Annotated in this window: 12 protein-coding genes; 11 read left to right on the top strand and 1 reads right to left on the bottom strand. The window is 29.1% G+C overall.

Going from position 1 to position 17,757, the window contains the following annotated elements:
- Positions 1-153: 153 nt before the first annotated feature.
- From CVOLT_RS07970 to CVOLT_RS05765, 4 genes are all read left to right on the top strand, one after another.
- Entirely contained in the window at positions 154-2,733 is a 2,580-nt protein-coding gene (locus CVOLT_RS07970; RefSeq protein WP_052243182.1) for a hypothetical protein, read from the top strand.
- Between the two features lie 45 nt (positions 2,734-2,778).
- Positions 2,779-4,755 (top strand): two-partner secretion domain-containing protein, encoded by a 1,977-nt coding sequence (locus CVOLT_RS05775; protein WP_039665864.1) that lies wholly within the window; start codon positions 2,779-2,781, stop codon positions 4,753-4,755.
- Positions 4,715-6,046 (top strand): coiled-coil domain-containing protein, encoded by a 1,332-nt coding sequence (locus CVOLT_RS05770; protein ID WP_149104687.1) that lies wholly within the window; start codon positions 4,715-4,717, stop codon positions 6,044-6,046. Before CVOLT_RS05775 ends, CVOLT_RS05770 begins: the two co-directional genes overlap by 41 nt.
- Before the next feature lie 82 nt (positions 6,047-6,128).
- Positions 6,129-7,877 (top strand): ShlB/FhaC/HecB family hemolysin secretion/activation protein, encoded by a 1,749-nt coding sequence (locus tag CVOLT_RS05765; RefSeq protein WP_039665863.1) that lies wholly within the window; start codon positions 6,129-6,131, stop codon positions 7,875-7,877.
- Positions 7,878-7,879: 2 nt separating this feature from the next.
- Here CVOLT_RS05765 and CVOLT_RS05760 read toward each other — a convergent pair whose 3' ends face one another.
- Complete coding sequence (locus CVOLT_RS05760) at positions 7,880-8,971, bottom strand: CinA family protein (protein WP_039665862.1); 1,092 nt, start codon at positions 8,969-8,971, stop codon at positions 7,880-7,882.
- 97 nt (positions 8,972-9,068) lie between these two features.
- Here CVOLT_RS05760 and ileS point away from each other — a divergent pair, with 97 nt between their 5' ends.
- The 7 genes from ileS (at position 9,069) to CVOLT_RS05725 (ending at position 17,728) form a co-directional block, all read left to right on the top strand.
- Positions 9,069-11,834: an isoleucine--tRNA ligase gene (gene ileS, locus CVOLT_RS05755; protein ID WP_039665861.1), complete on the top strand. Its 2,766-nt coding sequence runs from the start codon at positions 9,069-9,071 to the stop codon at positions 11,832-11,834.
- A 99-nt stretch (positions 11,835-11,933) separates the two neighbouring features.
- Positions 11,934-13,301, top strand: coding sequence for an Asp-tRNA(Asn)/Glu-tRNA(Gln) amidotransferase subunit GatA (gene gatA, locus CVOLT_RS05750; RefSeq protein ID WP_039665860.1), 1,368 nt, complete (start codon positions 11,934-11,936; stop codon positions 13,299-13,301).
- A 2-nt stretch (positions 13,302-13,303) separates the two neighbouring features.
- Positions 13,304-14,755 carry an IMP dehydrogenase gene (gene guaB / locus CVOLT_RS05745; protein WP_039665859.1) on the top strand — a complete coding sequence of 484 codons (1,452 nt, stop codon included), beginning with the start codon at positions 13,304-13,306 and terminating at the stop codon, positions 14,753-14,755.
- The gene (locus CVOLT_RS05740) at positions 14,755-14,928 is read left to right on the top strand and encodes an exodeoxyribonuclease VII small subunit (protein WP_039665858.1); all 174 of its coding nucleotides are present in this window, start codon (positions 14,755-14,757) and stop codon (positions 14,926-14,928) included. Before guaB ends, CVOLT_RS05740 begins: the two co-directional genes overlap by 1 nt.
- Positions 14,921-15,709, top strand: coding sequence for a carbon-nitrogen hydrolase family protein (locus tag CVOLT_RS05735; protein WP_039665857.1), 789 nt, complete (start codon positions 14,921-14,923; stop codon positions 15,707-15,709). The genes CVOLT_RS05740 and CVOLT_RS05735 overlap by 8 nt, the downstream gene beginning before the upstream one ends.
- Before the next feature lie 53 nt (positions 15,710-15,762).
- Complete coding sequence (locus CVOLT_RS05730; RefSeq protein WP_039665856.1) at positions 15,763-16,017, top strand: hypothetical protein; 255 nt, start codon at positions 15,763-15,765, stop codon at positions 16,015-16,017.
- 190 nt (positions 16,018-16,207) lie between these two features.
- Positions 16,208-17,728, top strand: a complete 1,521-nt coding sequence (locus tag CVOLT_RS05725) for an LTA synthase family protein (protein ID WP_483398690.1) — start codon at positions 16,208-16,210, stop codon at positions 17,726-17,728.
- Positions 17,729-17,757 lie beyond the last annotated feature (29 nt).

Raw genomic sequence — 17,757 nt, 5'->3', positions numbered from 1 at the left:
AATTTTTGCTTAAAACTCGCAGTGTTATTTTAATGTTTCATTATCATTAATAATTTAAGTAATATTTAATATTTTTTTAAGTAAATTTTCGAAAATTTTAGTAATTAAAATTACTAACAACAAACATTAAACATATAATTACAAGGAATTAACATGGTTAAATATTCTCTTCCGGGGGGGGGGAACGATAATTTTCATTTAAAACCTCGCTTTTTAAAATTTAATCTTTTTAAAATTTATTCCTTATTGATTTTTTCTTTATGCGGTTTAGAAGCAGCCGTTCAAGCTCAATATGATAAAACTTCCAATGCTTATATAATCAAAGAATATAAATTTAACAATAGCGATGTTTATGATTATAATCTCAATACTTACAAATTTTTAAATGGTAAAAATTTTTACGGACAAATAGCCACAAATCAAAATTTATCAAACATTACTTTAGTTTATGACAATCCTAAAAACAAAATTTATTCAAATATGAATGATTTAAATTTTAAACAAGACATACTTACTCCAAGTATCAAAGAAGATATTTTTGTAATAAATGGTTTTCATAGTTCAAATTCTGAAAATGCTATTTTAAATCAAATCGGCTATATACCTTTTTTAACTTCTGCATATGTTTTTAATGCCAAAGCTAACAATAATACTTTAATATTAAAAGCAGGAGAATTATCTTCGGTGTATTTTTTAAAACCAACAGATAAAAAATTAGCCAATCCTAAAGCTAGTAGTTTAGATAATAGATATAATTTTTTAATCACCCCAGCTATAGCTAGAAAAGGTGAAGCTAGCAATAATACTTTAAACTTTTTAAAAGATGCTTATGTCAATATGGGTGTTGAAAATACTTATACTTTACCTTTAAATGGAGCTCCTTATATCTTAGGTGCTTTTGGGATAGATGCAAATACAAATAACAATACCGTAATCTTAAACAAAGGTGCAAAAATAGATTTTCATACCACTCCTTATAAACAAAGTATATTCGGAGATAATATATTTGATGAAAGAATGACTCATATATTAGGTGCTATGACTTATAATGCAAATGCTAAAAATAACAAAGTTATCATCGATGGAGCTTCTTTTTTAGTGCATGGTCCAAGCGGAGCTTATTCTACTTTGTCTGCTACTCATCTAGGTGGAGCTTTTGTAGATGTTAATAATAATCAAAGTTATGAAGTAAGCAATAATAGTGTATTGATTAATGATTTAAAACTAGATTTAACAGTAGATACCAAAAATGCTCCATTGGCTTATAATGCAGTGTTAGCTGGAGAAATTTATGGTGGTAAAATCATTAAAGGAAATGCTTATAAAAACACTATAGATATTAAAGATTTACAAAATTCATTTATCCTAAATACCAATGTAAAAGTAAAAGCTTTGTTTGATTTTTATGCAGGTTTTACAAATAATGGTATAGCTAATGATAATACTATTAATGTCCATCTTCAAAAACCACTTGAGATTAGTTTTAATTTTATAGGTAAAAATGAATTTAATTTTTATGGTGGTATAGCTACTAAAGGTGCAAATAGAAATGCTATTAATATTAAAGGAGATTTGACTCAAAAAAGTGTTGCACAAAATCATCAAGATAAAATTCAAATCATAGCTGCTAAAACTTTAAGCTCTAAAGCTAATAATAATAGCATTAGCATTAGCGATTCAAATATAGCTATACCTTTATATTTATATGGTGTTGCTAAATTTCCTTTAGATGGTAAAAATTATTATGCAAATAGTGCTAGTGGTAATACTATAAATTTAAACAATGTAAAATCAAATAAAAATTTAACCACTACCATAGAAGCAGATGAGCTAGCTAAAAATACCATTTCTTATCAAGCAGTGAAATTTTTATCTAATACTTCTAGTATAGATCAGGGCTCTAAAATCATTTTAAAAGCTAATATAAAAGCAAATAGCAATATTTTAAATATTCAAGGATTTTCTAGTGCTGCTTATGAAAATATATATACGATCACTGCTAATGAAGAAAGTGCTAATAATAAAATCATTATTAATGATACATCTTTAAGCACAGCTTCTGATCAAAAAGAAGGGCAAATAGTAATTAGTGCAGGAATTTCTAAAAATTCTCATGATAATTTTACCCATATATCAAATTTAAATATAGATCAATATAAAAATTCTAATGCTATTTTTATAAGTGCTTCAGGTGTGTTAAACGAAAAAGATGTAAGTCATGATAATACACTATATTTAAGCGGTGCTATAAATACTTTTGATAATACTAGCATAGATGTATTAGCAGGGGGTATTTTACAAACAAAAACTGACAATACTTTTACATATAAAAGTTTAAAACACAAAGTAAATACTGATAACCATTTAGTCTTAAATACAAATATTCGTGCAAATTTGGTTAATTATTTTGATCATTATAGTTTTATCTTAAAAGATGATGTCAATACTTATTTAAAAACTAAAAAAGCTATTGATATTAGCAAATATAGTTCTATTAATGTTTATATCGATAAGAAATTAAATAAAAATCAATTTGTTTTAATGCATAGCGAAAAAGGATTTGTAAATGAAAACAATAGACTTTTAAATCAAAAAGATTTACAAAATCTATTAAAAACTATAGCTAAAAATCACTATAGTTTAAATGAAAATATCAAAAAACCACAAAAAGCTAAATACACTTTAAGTGTTAGTAAAGATGCTAAAAGCATAGTAGTGGATTTAATGCAATAGATTTTGTAAATCTTTATGATTTAAATAAATATTAAAGGAGACTTTATGCAAAAAACAAGAAAAATTGCAAAGCATGTTTTACTCTCAAGTATAACAGCTTCATTGCTTTTTTCTCCATTAATGGCTTTGCCTAGTGGGGGTAAATTTACCCATGGAACTAGCGGAAGCATTAGTGTAAATGGTAATACCATGAATATTCATGGAAACAAGGTTAGCTCTGTTATACAATGGGGCGGTGGTTTTAATATAAACCATGGTGAAACGGTTAATTTTAATGGTAGCAATAAAAACTACCTAAACATAGCCCAAGGAACTAATAAATCTACCATAGCAGGTTTGTTAAATGCTAGTGGCAACAATGTGTTTTTAATCAATCCAAATGGAGTGATCATCACTAAAACAGGGGTTATAAACGCAAATCGCTTTGTAGCATCCACTTCTTCTATGGACACTAAAGAGTTAAGTTCATTTGCTAATATAAAAAATTTTAGCGATGGTTTGACTTTCTCACCTGTATTTAAACCAAACAAACAAGGTGAAGTAGTAAATATGGGTAATCTTAATGCAAACAATATTTTACTCATAGGCAATAAAATAGATGTGCAAGGACAAATAGGTAGCACAAGTGATTCTAAAACACATCTAGTGGGTAATGATATATACTTAGGTCTAAATGCAGAATTTAAAGCACCTTCTGCTGATATAACAGCCAAAAATGTCTATACGCAAAATAAAATGATTGATTTTGCTGAGAGTGGATATACAATTGCAAAAAATCCAGTGAAATTAAACGGCGTAGAATATAAAGGAACTCAAAACACAGCTGATCTTAAAAATTTAAAAGCAATTATCACCATAGGTAATATGGGAAGTGAGAGTGAAAATTTTACAGAATGGTTGCATTTTGTTAGAGGATGGAATTACAATATAGGTGACACTAAAAAAGTTGAAGAATTTAGACTAGTAGATAATATAGATTTTGGTGGACGCAATCTTGTAGATAAAGCTAGTTTAAACGGAGTAACTGCAAACCATGCGATGATTGTTGACTTTCAGAAGGTATTCGATGGGCAAGGATATACGCTTAAAAATATGCAAATTATTGCAAGTACTAAATCCAGCAGAAATGCAGGTATATTTGTAACTACTGGCAGTAAAGCAATATTAAAAAATATCAATCTAGATTTTAACAATAAAAACATATCTGCATTATTTAATCGGGATAATACAACAACTGGTAAAGTTGGTGGTCTTGTAGGTGAGGCTTATCTGAGCAAAATTGAAAATATTACTGTAAATAATATCAAAAGCATAGATGGACAGTATAATGCTCATATAGGTGGTCTTGTTGGTTATGCTAATGGAGCTACAATTAATAATATTGCTATAAATAATGTAGGAGATGTATCTTCTAGATATTATGATAGTTACGGAGGAGGTCTTGTTGGTTATGCTAGTAATTCTACATTTAATAATATTGCTATAGAAACTATAAAGAGAGTTGGCGCTGGTTCTGGTGGTCTTGTTGGTTATGCTGGTGGCTCTAAATTTGACAATATTATTATAGATAATATTCAAAGAGTAGATGCTTCAAGTAGTGGTGATAGCGGTGGTTTTGCTGCGACATCTATTGGGTCTAATTTTAATAATATCACCTTGAATAATATTGGACAAATATATTCATATAATGGAGGTGAAGCTGGTGGTTTTGTTGGTCGAACTTCAAAAAGCACTTATAACAATATTGCTATAAATAATATAGGACATATAATAGCACAAGGTAGAGAATTACCGGCCACATCTGGTGGGTTTGCTGGTACTGTAAGTAAAGGAGGGAATAGGTTTAATAATATTATTTTGTATAAAATAGGTAGTATACAGTTATCTAATAACAGTAATTATTCAAAGACTTTTGCATCAGTTTTTGCAAATAATTCTTATTCTAGTTCAGATTATGGTTCAAACAAATTTAGTAATATATATGTATCTTCCAGATACTTGGCTTCACGGTTTTCAAATTGAAGGTCTTCCATCTGCACGTAAGTATTTAGATATTGGTGTATGGGGAGGTAATACTGGTGCAGTACGTATTTTTGCTTCTCCAGAGGTATCTAAATATTATCATCCTAATGAGAGAGATTACCATAGATATACCGACACCACTGATGAATATTTCAATCAATGGCTTACACAAGATGGTTTGAAAGTATCTAGAGATGATAAAGGAAATTATATTTTTTCATCTGTGACTATCCCTGATTTTACTTCATCTAATCTTGGCTCTAATAGCGTGAAATTAGAAAAAGATGATGTAATTAGCAAGGAAGATTTAAATGCTATATTAAATGACATTTTAAATGGAAGATACTTTGTAGATATAGCAGATAAAAATTTTAAAATATCTGGTGTAACAGATAGTGTAATTCAAAGCATGTCTTTTTTAGAAGCTTTGTATGGCCAAGAAGGTATGAAAGAGTTGTTAGAAGGTTTTGATTCAAAATATTCGTTAGTTTATGATAAATTTCAAAAAATCAAAAGCGATGAACATGTACTCAAAGCATTTATCAATACTGATTTGAAAAATCTAGTTAATGAATCTGAAGATCTTTTTGCACAATTACAAGCTACTCAAAAAGAACTTGAAAATCTTGCAAAACAATACAATGATCGTGTTAAAGAAATAAATGAAAATTTAAAAAATGAAAATGATTTAATATTAAATGCTTTAAAAACTCAAATAGATGCATTAGATAATCAAAGTAAAGAATTATTTGCTGCTATAAATGAAAAACAAGCAAAACTAGAATCTTGGCAAAAACAAGCTAGCGAGCAATCAAAAGAAGCTTTTACCGTAAAAGGTAAATTAAACAATGTTCAAGCTTTGTATAATCCTAAATTAGATGTAGTAGGAGCAGATAATAGCCAAAACAATGGAAACAATGGCGGAAATGGAAATGGAAATGGAAATGGAAATGGAAATGGAAATGGAAATGGAAATGGAAATGGAAATGGAAATGGAAATGCTGGCGGCAATATAAATATAGGAAACAATAACAATAGCAATATTGGTGGCAACATAAATGCAGGAAATAACAACAATAACAATGGAAATATCAGCACTGGTGGAAATGTAAATGTAAGTGTAGATAGTAGTAGTTATTCGCTAAATAGTTCATCTGGCAATGAGCAAAAAGTTGAATCTGAAGAAACAACTTCAGAGGTGAAAGAAAAATCATTAAAAAGTGGTGTTAAAATCTGCATAGTAAATGATGATTATAAAACTATGAATCCTTGTGTTGCAAGTAGCATTTAATCTTTAAACTACTAGATTTTTCTAGTAGTTTATGAAGATTATATTAATCCAAAAATATTTATCAAATATAAGGTTATAATGTATGAAAAAAATTTTGCTTAGCACTATAGCTTTTAGCTCTTTAATATATGCCAATGAAAGCTTTGTTGAGACTAGTAATAATATAGAAAAAATTATAGAATTATCTCCTGATAGAAATATCCCTCAAAATAAAGCTATACAAGAAAATTTAAAAACTAAACAAGAATACGAAAAAATGCAAGAAAACAAAAAAGAATTTGAAAACAAAAAAGAAGAATTAAAAGAAAAAATCGAACAACAAAACAAAATAAAAACAGAAGATAAAGAAAGTAAAATTGGTATTAAATATAAATTTGTTATCACTAATGAAAATGTTAGTTTTAAAAAATTAGGTATGAAAGAAGAAGATTTACAAAATTTGATAAGAGAGTTTGATACTACAGCATTAAATTTACAAGAGTTGCAAGATATTTGTAATCTTATTGCGTATTATTTTCAAGTAAATGGTTATCCTGCGGCGGTAGCTTATATCCCTCAACAAGAATTTGATGGAGAAAATGTTCAAATTAATATATCTTTAGGAGTGTTAGGTAGTTATATTATTAAAAATAAAACTACCATCAAAGATCATTTTATAGAAAGTAAGCTAAATCAAAGAATTAAAAATAAAATCATTTCTACTAGACTCATAGAAGATAGTGTGTATAAAGTCAATGAAATGTATGGATTGCAAACTCTAGCAGGCTTGCAAGCAGGTGTAAATTTAGGTGAAACTGATGTGGTTATAGAAGTAGAGCCAATTACCAAGGCTAATGTATTATTATATGCGGATAACTATGGTAACAAAAATACAGGAGAGTATAGAGCTGGTATTAGTATGGGGTTTAACTCTATATTTAATATGGGAGATTATTATAATTTTTATTTACAATCAAGCAATGAAAGTCAAATCAATTATGGAGCTAATTATACTTTCTTTTTAGGGAATTTAAAAATTACTCCAAGTATATCTCAAGGAAGCTATTCTTTGGGTGGAGATTATGAAGGTTTAGGTTTTAGCGGAACTTCAAGAAATATTGGAGTGGATTTTTCTTATCCTGTGTGGATTGATACTTATTCATCTTTGTATTTTACCTCTAGTTTTTATCATAAAATACTTAGCGATGTAACCGCAGATATTTTAACTTTTGATAAAAGTTCTAATGTAGGAAGTATGGGTTTGGAAGGTTTGCTTAGATCTTTTGAAAACAATACTTTTAGTTATAGTGCTAAGGTAAGTGTGGGCAAAGTTAATGATGATGGAACCACTATATTTGGAGATACATCTAAAAGCGATTCTAATGGATTTGGTTGGTTTAGAAAATTAAATGCTAGTGTGAATAATTATTATAGTATTAATGAATATATTACTCATACTATCAATATCAATTATCAAAAAGTTTTAGGAAATTTTGAGCTTGATCCTTCTGAAAGCTCGTTTTTAGGTGGAGCTTATGGGGTAAGAGCTTATGGCGATGGAGAGGGCAGTGGAGATAATACCATAATAGCTAATTTTGGTATAAGAATAAATATACCAAACACTAATTTATATTTTACCCCTTTTTATGATGTAGGTTATGCTTGGTATGAAAAAGACTCAGGAAATAGATTAGCAGATGAGCATTTTTTAGATGCAGTAGGATTGCAAATACTATATAACAAAGCAAGTAAATACTACATCAAATTAGATGTAGCAAGAGCTTTGCATAAATACAAATATGATGATGAGCATAGGATGAAACTATATTTGAGCACTGGATTGTATTTTTAATTTTAAAATCCAAAGAAAATTTCAGGTTTTAATTTTAACATCAAACAAAAAGCAGCTAAACAAGCTTGCTCTCTTGTGTAGTTTCTATTGCCTTGTATATGGATGCATTCTTGCAAAAATGTCCCATCTTTATACATGGCTCCTATGTAAATGGTGCCAGCTTTGGTGTTTTTATCATTATTTTCCCCAGCTACTCCACTAATTGCTAAGGCAAAATCAGGATTTGCTGTTTTAAATACACCTTTTAGCATAAAATACACACATCTATCAGAATACTCACTTATACTTTCTAAGGTATCATTGCTTACCCCAAGCCATGAATTTTTTAAACGATTAGAATAAGTTATCAAAGAGCCTTCAAAAATGCTTGAAATTCCATCAAATTGGGCTAGTTTTGAAGCACATAATCCTGCTGTGCAACTTTCAGCAAAAGAAATTTTTAGATTTTTTTCTAAAAGTTTTTTTGTGATAAATTTGATAGGATCATTTCCTAAAAATACTTTTGTATTAAAAAGTTTAAAAACCCCTTTTAAAAAGCCTTCTAATTTTCCATATTGACTAGCACTTGCGCGAATACATATTAAATTTTCAAGCAAAGCACTAGAATTAGTTTGAATTTCAAAAGATTTTGTCAAAGTATCAAGTAAAAGATTTGCACTCATTTCATCGATATCTAAAAGACAAAAGTGGGCATAATTTAACTCAGGTTTGTTTAAAATTTGAGGCAATTTTGAAGCGATATTTGCATTAAGTAAATTGATAGAGCAATCATCTATAGTGATTAAAAAGCTATTTTTTACATTGTTTGATTTAGATGGAACTAGGGTGTCATTTTCTAAAATAAGTGTATCATCGCTAAGAGTGGCCAAAATTTTTGCTATGGTAGCATAGTGCTCATTGATACAAAATATACTGATGTAGCTGTATTCTTGAGCAAGATTTTGTAGTAAAAAAGGAAGTTCTTTGTCGGGTTTGTTGATAAATTTGATTTCATGAAGTTCTAAAAATTGCTTTTTGTATTCTTCATAAATATAACGCATGTAATTTTCATTAATAATTAATTCATTACCAATTACAATGATTAAATGTTTCATAAAATTCCTTTTTTATTATGATTATAACAAAAAAATAAGTGCAAATTAAAAGTATTTTAAGTAGAATTTACCATTTTTATTATTTTAAGGTGAATGTATGGATTATAAAGATACGCTTTTATTGCCTAATACGACTTTTGCTATGCGCGCAAATTTAGCAGAGCTTGAACCTAAGCGTTTTAACAAATGGTTTGAAAATAATTATGCCTATGAAAAAATGAAACAAAAAAGACAAAATGCTAGTGAGAGTTTTACCCTACATGATGGTCCTCCTTATGCAAATGGACACTTACATATCGGTCATGCTTTAAATAAAATCTTAAAAGATATCATCATTAAAATGCATTATTTTCAAGGTAAAAAAGTGCGTTTTACTCCAGGCTGGGATTGTCATGGCTTGCCGATTGAGCAACAAGTTGAAATGAAATTAAAAGATAAAAAACAAAATTTAAGCAAAAAAGAAATTCGCGAATTTTGTAGAGAACATGCTAAAGAATTTGTAAATATCCAAAAAGATGAATTTAAATCTTTAGGGGTGATTGCAGATTGGGATAATCCATATTTAACTATGAAAAATGCTTTTGAAGCAGATATTTATAAAGCTTTATGCGAGATTGCTAAAAAAGGGCTTTTGCTTGAAAGAAGTAAGCCTGTGTTTTGGAGTTGGGCTGCTAAGAGTGCTTTGGCTGAAGCTGAAGTAGAGTATGAAGATAAAGAAGATTATTCTATATTTGTAGCTTTTGCTTTAGATGAGCTTTCTTGCCAAAAACTTGGCGTTAAAAATGCAAAAGCAGTTATTTGGACTACTACTCCATGGACTTTACCTGCAAATCAAGCTATATCTTTAAATCCAAATGAAAAATATGTCATCACTCAAGAAGGTTTTATTTTTGCTAAGGATTTACTTGAAACTATGGTAAATAAAGGCTTTAGTGAAGGAAAAATTCAAAAAGAGCTTTTAGGAGCTGAATTTGAAAATTTAAGTGCTATCAATCCACTCAATCAAAGAAAATCTACTTTGATTTTAGGTGATCATGTATTAATGGATGGTGGAACAGGGCTTGTGCATACTGCTCCAGGGCATGGGGAAGATGATTATTATGTGTGTTTAAAATATGACATTGAAGTAATTATGCCTGTGGATGATGGTGGGTGTTATGATGAAACTTTAAGGCTTAAAAAACTTTTACCAGAGCATTTGTTAAATGAATTTATAGGACTTCATATTTTTAAAGCTAATGAGCGTATTTTAGAACTTTTAGGGGATTCTTTGCTTGAAAGTTCAAAATTTACTCATTCTTATCCATTTTGTTGGAGAACTCATAAACCTGTTATTTATAGAGCAACCAAGCAATGGTTTATTTTAATGGACGAGAAAAAACTTGACTCAAAATCTTTACGAGAATTAGCATTAGAGCAGTTAAGTAGTGTTAAATTTTATCCAGAAAGTGGTGTGAAAAGACTTAGTTCCATGATAGAAAATCGCCCTGATTGGTGTATCTCAAGACAAAGAGATTGGGGGGTTCCTATAGCATTTTTTAGAGATAAAAAATCTCAAGAAGTGATTTTTGATACAGAAATTTTAGATCATTTAGTGAGCATTTTTGAAGAAAAAGGGGCTGATGCTTGGTGGGATTTAGAAATTAAAGATTTACTACCAAATTCTTGCAAATATAATCCTGATGATTTAGAAAAAGTTTATGATATTTTAGATGTTTGGTTTGATAGTGGAAGTACTTGGGAAGCAGTGTTAAATTCCAACAGATACGACGCAGGAGAATATCAAGCTTCTATGTATCTTGAAGGAAGCGATCAGCATCGTGGATGGTTTCAAAGCTCTCTTTTAATCTCCACTGCAATCAATCATAAAACTCCATATAAAAATATACTTACTCATGGTTTTACCGTAGATGAAAAAGGTCAAAAAATGAGTAAATCTAAAGGCAATGTCATCTTGCCTCAAAATGTTGCTAAAAATTATGGAGTAGAGATTTTAAGACTTTGGATTATGCTGAGTGATTATTCAAGCGATCTTAAAATTTCAGATAATATTTTAAAACAAGTAAGCGAGCAATATAGAAAAATAAGAAACACCATAAGATTTTTACTTGCAAATACCAATGACATAGAATTTGTAGAAACTAAAAATTTCACTCTTTTAGATAAGTGGATTTTAATGCGTGCTAAAAATGCTTTTGAAATTTGTGAAAATGCTTTTGAAAAATATGAATTTGCAAAAGGTTTTAGTGTGCTTTTAAATTTTTTAAGTGCGGATTTAAGTGGAATTTATCTTGATATTTGCAAAGATAGATTGTATTGTAATGCTAAAGATGATGCTAAAAGAGTAAGCGCGCAAAGTGCAATGGTGCTAATAGCTAGAAAACTTTTTACACTTTTAGCTCCAAGTTTAACTTACACTATAGATGAAGCTTTAGAGCATGCAAATATAGCTATAAAAGAAAATGCTAAAGATGTTTTTGACTTAATATTAAAAAATGGTTTTGAATATGAATTTAAAATTGAAGATGAATTATTTATCAAATCAAGAGAGAAATTTTTTGAAATTATTGATGGATTAAAAAAAGAAAAACTTATAAAATCAACACTAGAGTTAAATTTACAAACTAGTGCAAATGAGCTTTTAAGTGAAGATTTAGAAGAAATTTCAGATTGGTTTATGGTGAGTTTGGTTGAAAATCTTGATGATAAAGAAGCTTTAGCTGAATTTAAAGTAGATAATGTCAGCTTTAGGATAGTTAAATCTTCATTGCATAAATGTCCAAGATGTTGGAAATTTTTAGCAAAAGAAGTAGAATGTTTGTGTCCAAGATGTAGTGGGGTTGAAAAAGAAAAAAATGTTTGAACAAGCTTTGCCTTTTAGCGTGGTAGTTATTACTGTAGTATGTTTTTTACTTGCTATATTGGTTTTATTTTATGTAGTTAAAAAATTTAAGGATAAATAATGGTAACTTTAAAAGAGGCTTTAAAATTTTCACAAGAAGAGTTAGAAAATTTAAAAAAAGAATTAAATCAAAAAGCATTAGAGCAAAAACATTTAGGTGCTTATGTAGAGCAATTTTTGGGTAAAGATTTGACAAATTCAGGCTCAGGGGTACCTATAGCAATTAAAGATAATATTAGCGTGAAAGATTGGGAATTAACTTGTGCTTCTAAAATTTTACAAGGTTATGTTGCTCCTTATGATGCTAGTGTAATTACTAGTCTAAGAAAACATAATTTTTCTCCTTTTGGAAGATGCAATATGGACGAATTTGCCATGGGTAGCACTAGTGCATCTTCATTTTATGGTAAAACATTAAATCCACTCGATCACACAAAAGTTCCTGGTGGAAGTAGTGGTGGAAGTGCAGCAGCTGTGGCTGCAGGTATAGCCTTAGCAAGCTTGGGTTCAGATACAGGAGGCTCTGTAAGACAACCTGCTGCTTTTTGTGGATGTGTAGGATTTAAGCCAAGCTATGGAAGAGTGAGTAGATACGGCTTGGCAGCATATTCTTCGAGCCTTGATCAAATAGGAGTTTTAACGCAAAATGTAGAAGATGCGGCTATTTTATATGATGTTATAGCTGGATATGATGAAAAAGATAGCACTAGTGCTAATATAGCTTTTGAACCAACTACGCCAAAATTAAATGCTAATAGAAAATTAAAAATTACTGTTATTAAAAATTACATAGAGCAAACTAATGATGATGTGAAAGAAGCTTTGTTAAAAACTATTGATATGTTAAAAGCAAATAATCATGAGATAGTTTATAAAGATTTGATGGATTCTAAATTTGATGTTGCTACTTATTATATCATTGCAGCAGCTGAAGCAAGTGCAAATTTAAGTCGTTATGATGGAGTTCGTTATGGACGCAGAAGTCAAGATTGTGAAAATTTAAATGATTTATATGTTAAGAGCAGAAGTGAAGGTTTTGGAGAGGAAGTAAAAAGAAGAATACTACTTGGAACTTTTGTTTTAAGTAGTGGTTATTATGATGCTTGTTATGTGAAAGCTCAAAAAGCTAGGAGATTTATTAAGCAAAAATATGAAGAGATTTTAAGTGATTGTGATTTGATTTTTATGCCTGTAACTCCTAGCGTGGCTTTTGACTTTGGAGCTTGTAAGAGTCCAGTTCAAATGTATTTAGAAGATGTATTTACAATTTCGGTGAATTTGGCTGGCCTTGGTGGTATTAGCGTGCCAATTGCTACTAATAAAGATGGTTTAAATATCTCAGCTCAATTTGTATGTAAGGCTTATGATGAACAAACCTTGCTAGATGGTGCTTTAAATTTAGAAATGTTAGTCAAAAATAAAGGATAATCATGAGAATTCTTAAACGCGCTTTAACTTTTGAAGATGTTTTATTAGTCCCTCAATACTCAGAGGTATTACCAAAAGAAGTAGATATTAAAACCAAATTAACTAAAAATATTACTTTAAATATGCCTTTGATTTCAGCAGCAATGGATACAGTAACCGAGCATAGAGCTGCTATCATGATGGCTAGACTTGGTGGCATAGGAGTTATTCATAAAAATATGGATATAGCTTCTCAAGTTAGGGAAGTAAAAAGAGTTAAAAAAAGCGAAAGCGGGGTGATTATAGATCCTATTTACATCGATGCTAAAGCAAGTGTAAAAGAAGTATTAGAACTTATGGCAGAATATAGAATTTCTGGAGTTCCTGTGGTAGATGAAAATAAAATTTTAATAGGAATTTTAACCAATCGTGATTTAAGATTTGAAACCAATTTTGATAATTTAGTTGAAAATGTAATGACAAAAATGCCTTTAATCACTGCTAAAAAAGGCTCTACTTTAGATGATGCTGAAAGAATTTTTTCAACCAATAAAGTCGAAAAACTTCCAATTGTTGATGAAAATAATCATTTAGAGGGTTTAATCACCATAAAAGATCTTAAAAAACGCAAAGAATATCCTAATTCAAATAAAGATTCTTATGGAAGATTAAGAGTAGCAGCAGCAGTTGGTGTAGGGCAAATTGATCGTGTGAGAGCTTTAGTAGAAGCTGAAGTAGATGTGATTGTAATGGATAGTGCTCATGGACATTCTAAAGGCATTATTGATACTTTAAAGGCTATTAAGGCTGAATTTAAAGTAGATGTGATTGTAGGAAATGTTGCTAGTGCAAAAGCTGTAAAAGACTTGTGTGAAGCAGGTGCTGATGCGATAAAAATCGGTATAGGGCCAGGTAGTATTTGCACTACACGCATTGTATCAGGTGTAGGTGTACCTCAAATTTCAGCTATTGATGAGTGCGCTATAGAGGCTAATAAATATGGAGTGCCAGTAATCGCTGATGGGGGCATAAAATACTCAGGTGATATAGCAAAAGCTATCGCAGCAGGTGCAAGTAGTGTGATGATAGGTTCGCTTTTAGCAGGAACTGATGAGAGTCCAGGGGAACTTTTTACTTATCAAGGAAGACAATATAAATCTTATCGTGGTATGGGAAGTTTAGGTGCTATGCAAAAAGGAAGTTCAGATAGATATTTTCAAGAAGGCACAGCACAAGATAAACTAGTGCCAGAAGGTATTGAAGGAAGGGTTCCTTATGTAGGAAGTATGAAAAATGTTATCCATCAACTTTTAGGCGGTCTTAGATCTTCTATGGGTTATGTAGGTGCTCCAAGTATTAAAGATTTCCAAGAAAAGGCTGAATTTGTAGAAATTACCGCAGCAGGTTTAAAGGAAAGTCATGTGCATGATGTTACAATTACCGCTGAAGCACCAAATTACAAAGTGAGTAATTGATGGAATTTGAAGATTATATCAAACAAGCTGAAGAATCTTTAGAAAAACTTAACGATAAAGATTTAAAGCTTCAAACTTGTGTGGAAATTTACAAAGATGGTTTAAAGAATATCCAAGCAGCAAGAGAGCTTTTAGAAAAAGCTAAATTAGAAATAGAGCAAATTGATGAGTAGTGTAGTTGCTTTACAATTTCCTACTTTAGCCTTAAGTGAATCAAGATTAGATTATTATTTAAAAGCAGCCAAGGAAAGCGGTGCAAATTTGGTTGTTTTAGGTGAGTATGTTTTAAATAGTTTTTTTATAGAACTACAAAATATGCCAAAAAGTATGATTAAAGAACAAAGCGAGAGTAAAAAAGAAAGCTTAATTAAGCTTTCTAAAAAATATGACTTAACTATCATAGCACCCTTTATAAGCGTTGAAAATAATGGCTTAAAAAAGCTTTGCTTGAAAGTAAGCCCACAAAGTATAAAATCATACGAACAACAAATTTTAATGCCTTATGCACATTGGAATGAGGATAAATTTTTTAACAACAAAAAGAGCGAGAAATTAAAACTTTTTATTTTTATGCATGAAAAATTAAAATGTGCTTTACTTTTTGGCTTTGAAGCACATTTTGATGTGTTTTGGCAAATGATTATGAAAAAAAAGATTGATTTAGTTATCATTCCTACAGCTAGCACTTTTGAGAGCAATCAAAGATGGCTGGAATTATTAAAAACTAGAGCTTTTTTAAATTCTACTAATATTTTAAGAGTAAATCGCATAGGAAATTTAAAACAAGAAAATGAGTGGAAATTTTATGGCGACAGCTTTTTTATCGATGCTTTTGGACAGCTACAAGAGCAATTAGGTGATAAAGAAGAAATGCTAGTAGTACAAGTAGCCAAAGCAAACGAAGCTAGAGCTTTATGGGCTTTTGATAAGATAAATAAAAATTTTGAAAATTAAAATATTTATAATTTTTTCTTTATTACTACAAATTATTTTTTAAGGAAAAATACATGAGAAAAATTTTATTACAAATTCTTTCTTTTAGTTTTATTTTTATGGGAATTTTTGCTTTTGTTAGATTTTTTATGGTGAAAAATTTGACTAATGAAAGTGAAAATTCTTTTATGGTGTATATTTATGGCTTAGGTCATGATATGAGAACTTTTAGTGCAGTTTTTTTACCTTTGTTTTTATGTGGTTTTCTTTCTTATATAGGTTTTGTTTTCAAAAATAAATATAGCATCACGGGGGGGGGTAATCGCTAAATTTTATTTTTACCTTTCTAGTTTTTATATAGCTTTTGTAGCTTTTATTGTTTTAATTTCTGCTTTTATACATTATTATTACTTCCAACTTTATGCAAGTAAGATTGATATTTTTATTTTTGGGTTAAAAGATGATAACACTAGAGCCATATTGTCTATAATTTTGTCTGATTATCCTATTATCAAAGTTTTGTTTATAGTTATATTTTTTAGCGGGTTTTGTTTTTGGCTTAATACTAAGATTCTTAATCTAAATTTAAAAGATATACGGATAAATACGATATTTTTTATTTTGTTAAATGTTTTATTAGTTTATGCTTATATTGTGGCATTAAGAGGACATTTTACTTATAATGCATTAAGAGCTTCAAGTTATGAATTTAGTATTATAAAGGCTTTTAATGAAATTTCTACCAATCCTTTAATGGCTTTTTCTTGGGCTTATAAAGAGTATAAAAATCAACAAGAATTTGAAAATGTAGATATAAATCAATTAAAACATTTAGAAGAAACACTTTTTCCTATGTTTGATACCACTTTAACAAACAAATATCATGCAAAAAATCATATTTATTTAAATATTATGGAAAGTTTTGGTTTAAATTTGCTTGATTTTAGTAATGAAAAACATAATTTTTTAGGAAATTTAGAAAAACATTTTAAGCAAGATTATGTATTTAAAAGATTTTTATCAGGAGCAAATAATACTATAGAAAGTTTTAATCGTTTGGTATTTTTAAGCCCATATACTATTTCTAATGGTAAATATCAAAAAGAAATTTTATCTTATACTCCTTTACAAATTTACAAAAATGCAGGATATAAAATAATCTTTGTTTATAGTGGAAATTCTTCTTGGTATAATCTTGGAAATTATTTTATAAATCAGGGAGTAGATGAAATTATAGATGAAAATACACTAATGCAAGATTTCCCACAAGCTAAAAAAACAAAGCATAAATACGGCATAGCTGATGAATTTATGTATAAAAAAATATATTCTATTTTTGAAAACGCTAAAAGTCCTACTTTTGTTATATCTCTTAGTATTTCCACTCATAGACCTTATATACATAAAAGCAAAAAAGAATTATTTAGCGAAACGACTTTAGATGAAAAATTCTTAAATCAATTTATTATTGATAATCCTATAGATGCTTTAAATGCTTATGTATATGCAAATGATGAATTTGGAATTTTTTTAGATCACATAAAAGAAAGTAAATTTAAAGAAAATATTGTTATTGCTGCTACAGGTGATCATAGATTTAGAGATATTAATATGGATATGAATTTTCAAAAAGCTTTTGCTTATAGTGTTCCTTTTTATTTGTATATTCCTGATGATTTAAAAAATGATATCTATTATGATCAAAATCGCATAGGTTCTCATAAAGATATACTCCCGACGCTTTATAACCTTACTCTTAATAATACAAAATATTTAAGCTTAGGTGGAAGAAATATGTTAGCACCTATCAAAGATGAGAGATTAGAATTTGGCTTTAATGAGCTTGTATGGATAGATAAAAATGGAGTGTATGATGGAGTTAATGGCTATTATTTTGAAAATAATACTAGTTTGAAAGACACAAACAAAGCTTTTAAGGCAGATGAGTATCATAGAAATTTTTCAAAACTCTATAAAGAATTTTTTCAAAAACAATTAAATTATAGACTTATTAATTTAAAAACTAAAAATAATGATTAGATTTACCTTTGAAAGCTTTTTATATTTTA

The sequence above is a fragment of the Campylobacter volucris genome (assembly GCF_008245045.1).
Lineage (GTDB): Bacteria > Campylobacterota > Campylobacteria > Campylobacterales > Campylobacteraceae > Campylobacter_D > Campylobacter_D volucris.
Note: the sequence above shows the minus strand (reverse complement) of the source record. Positions and strands in the feature narration are given on the sequence as shown.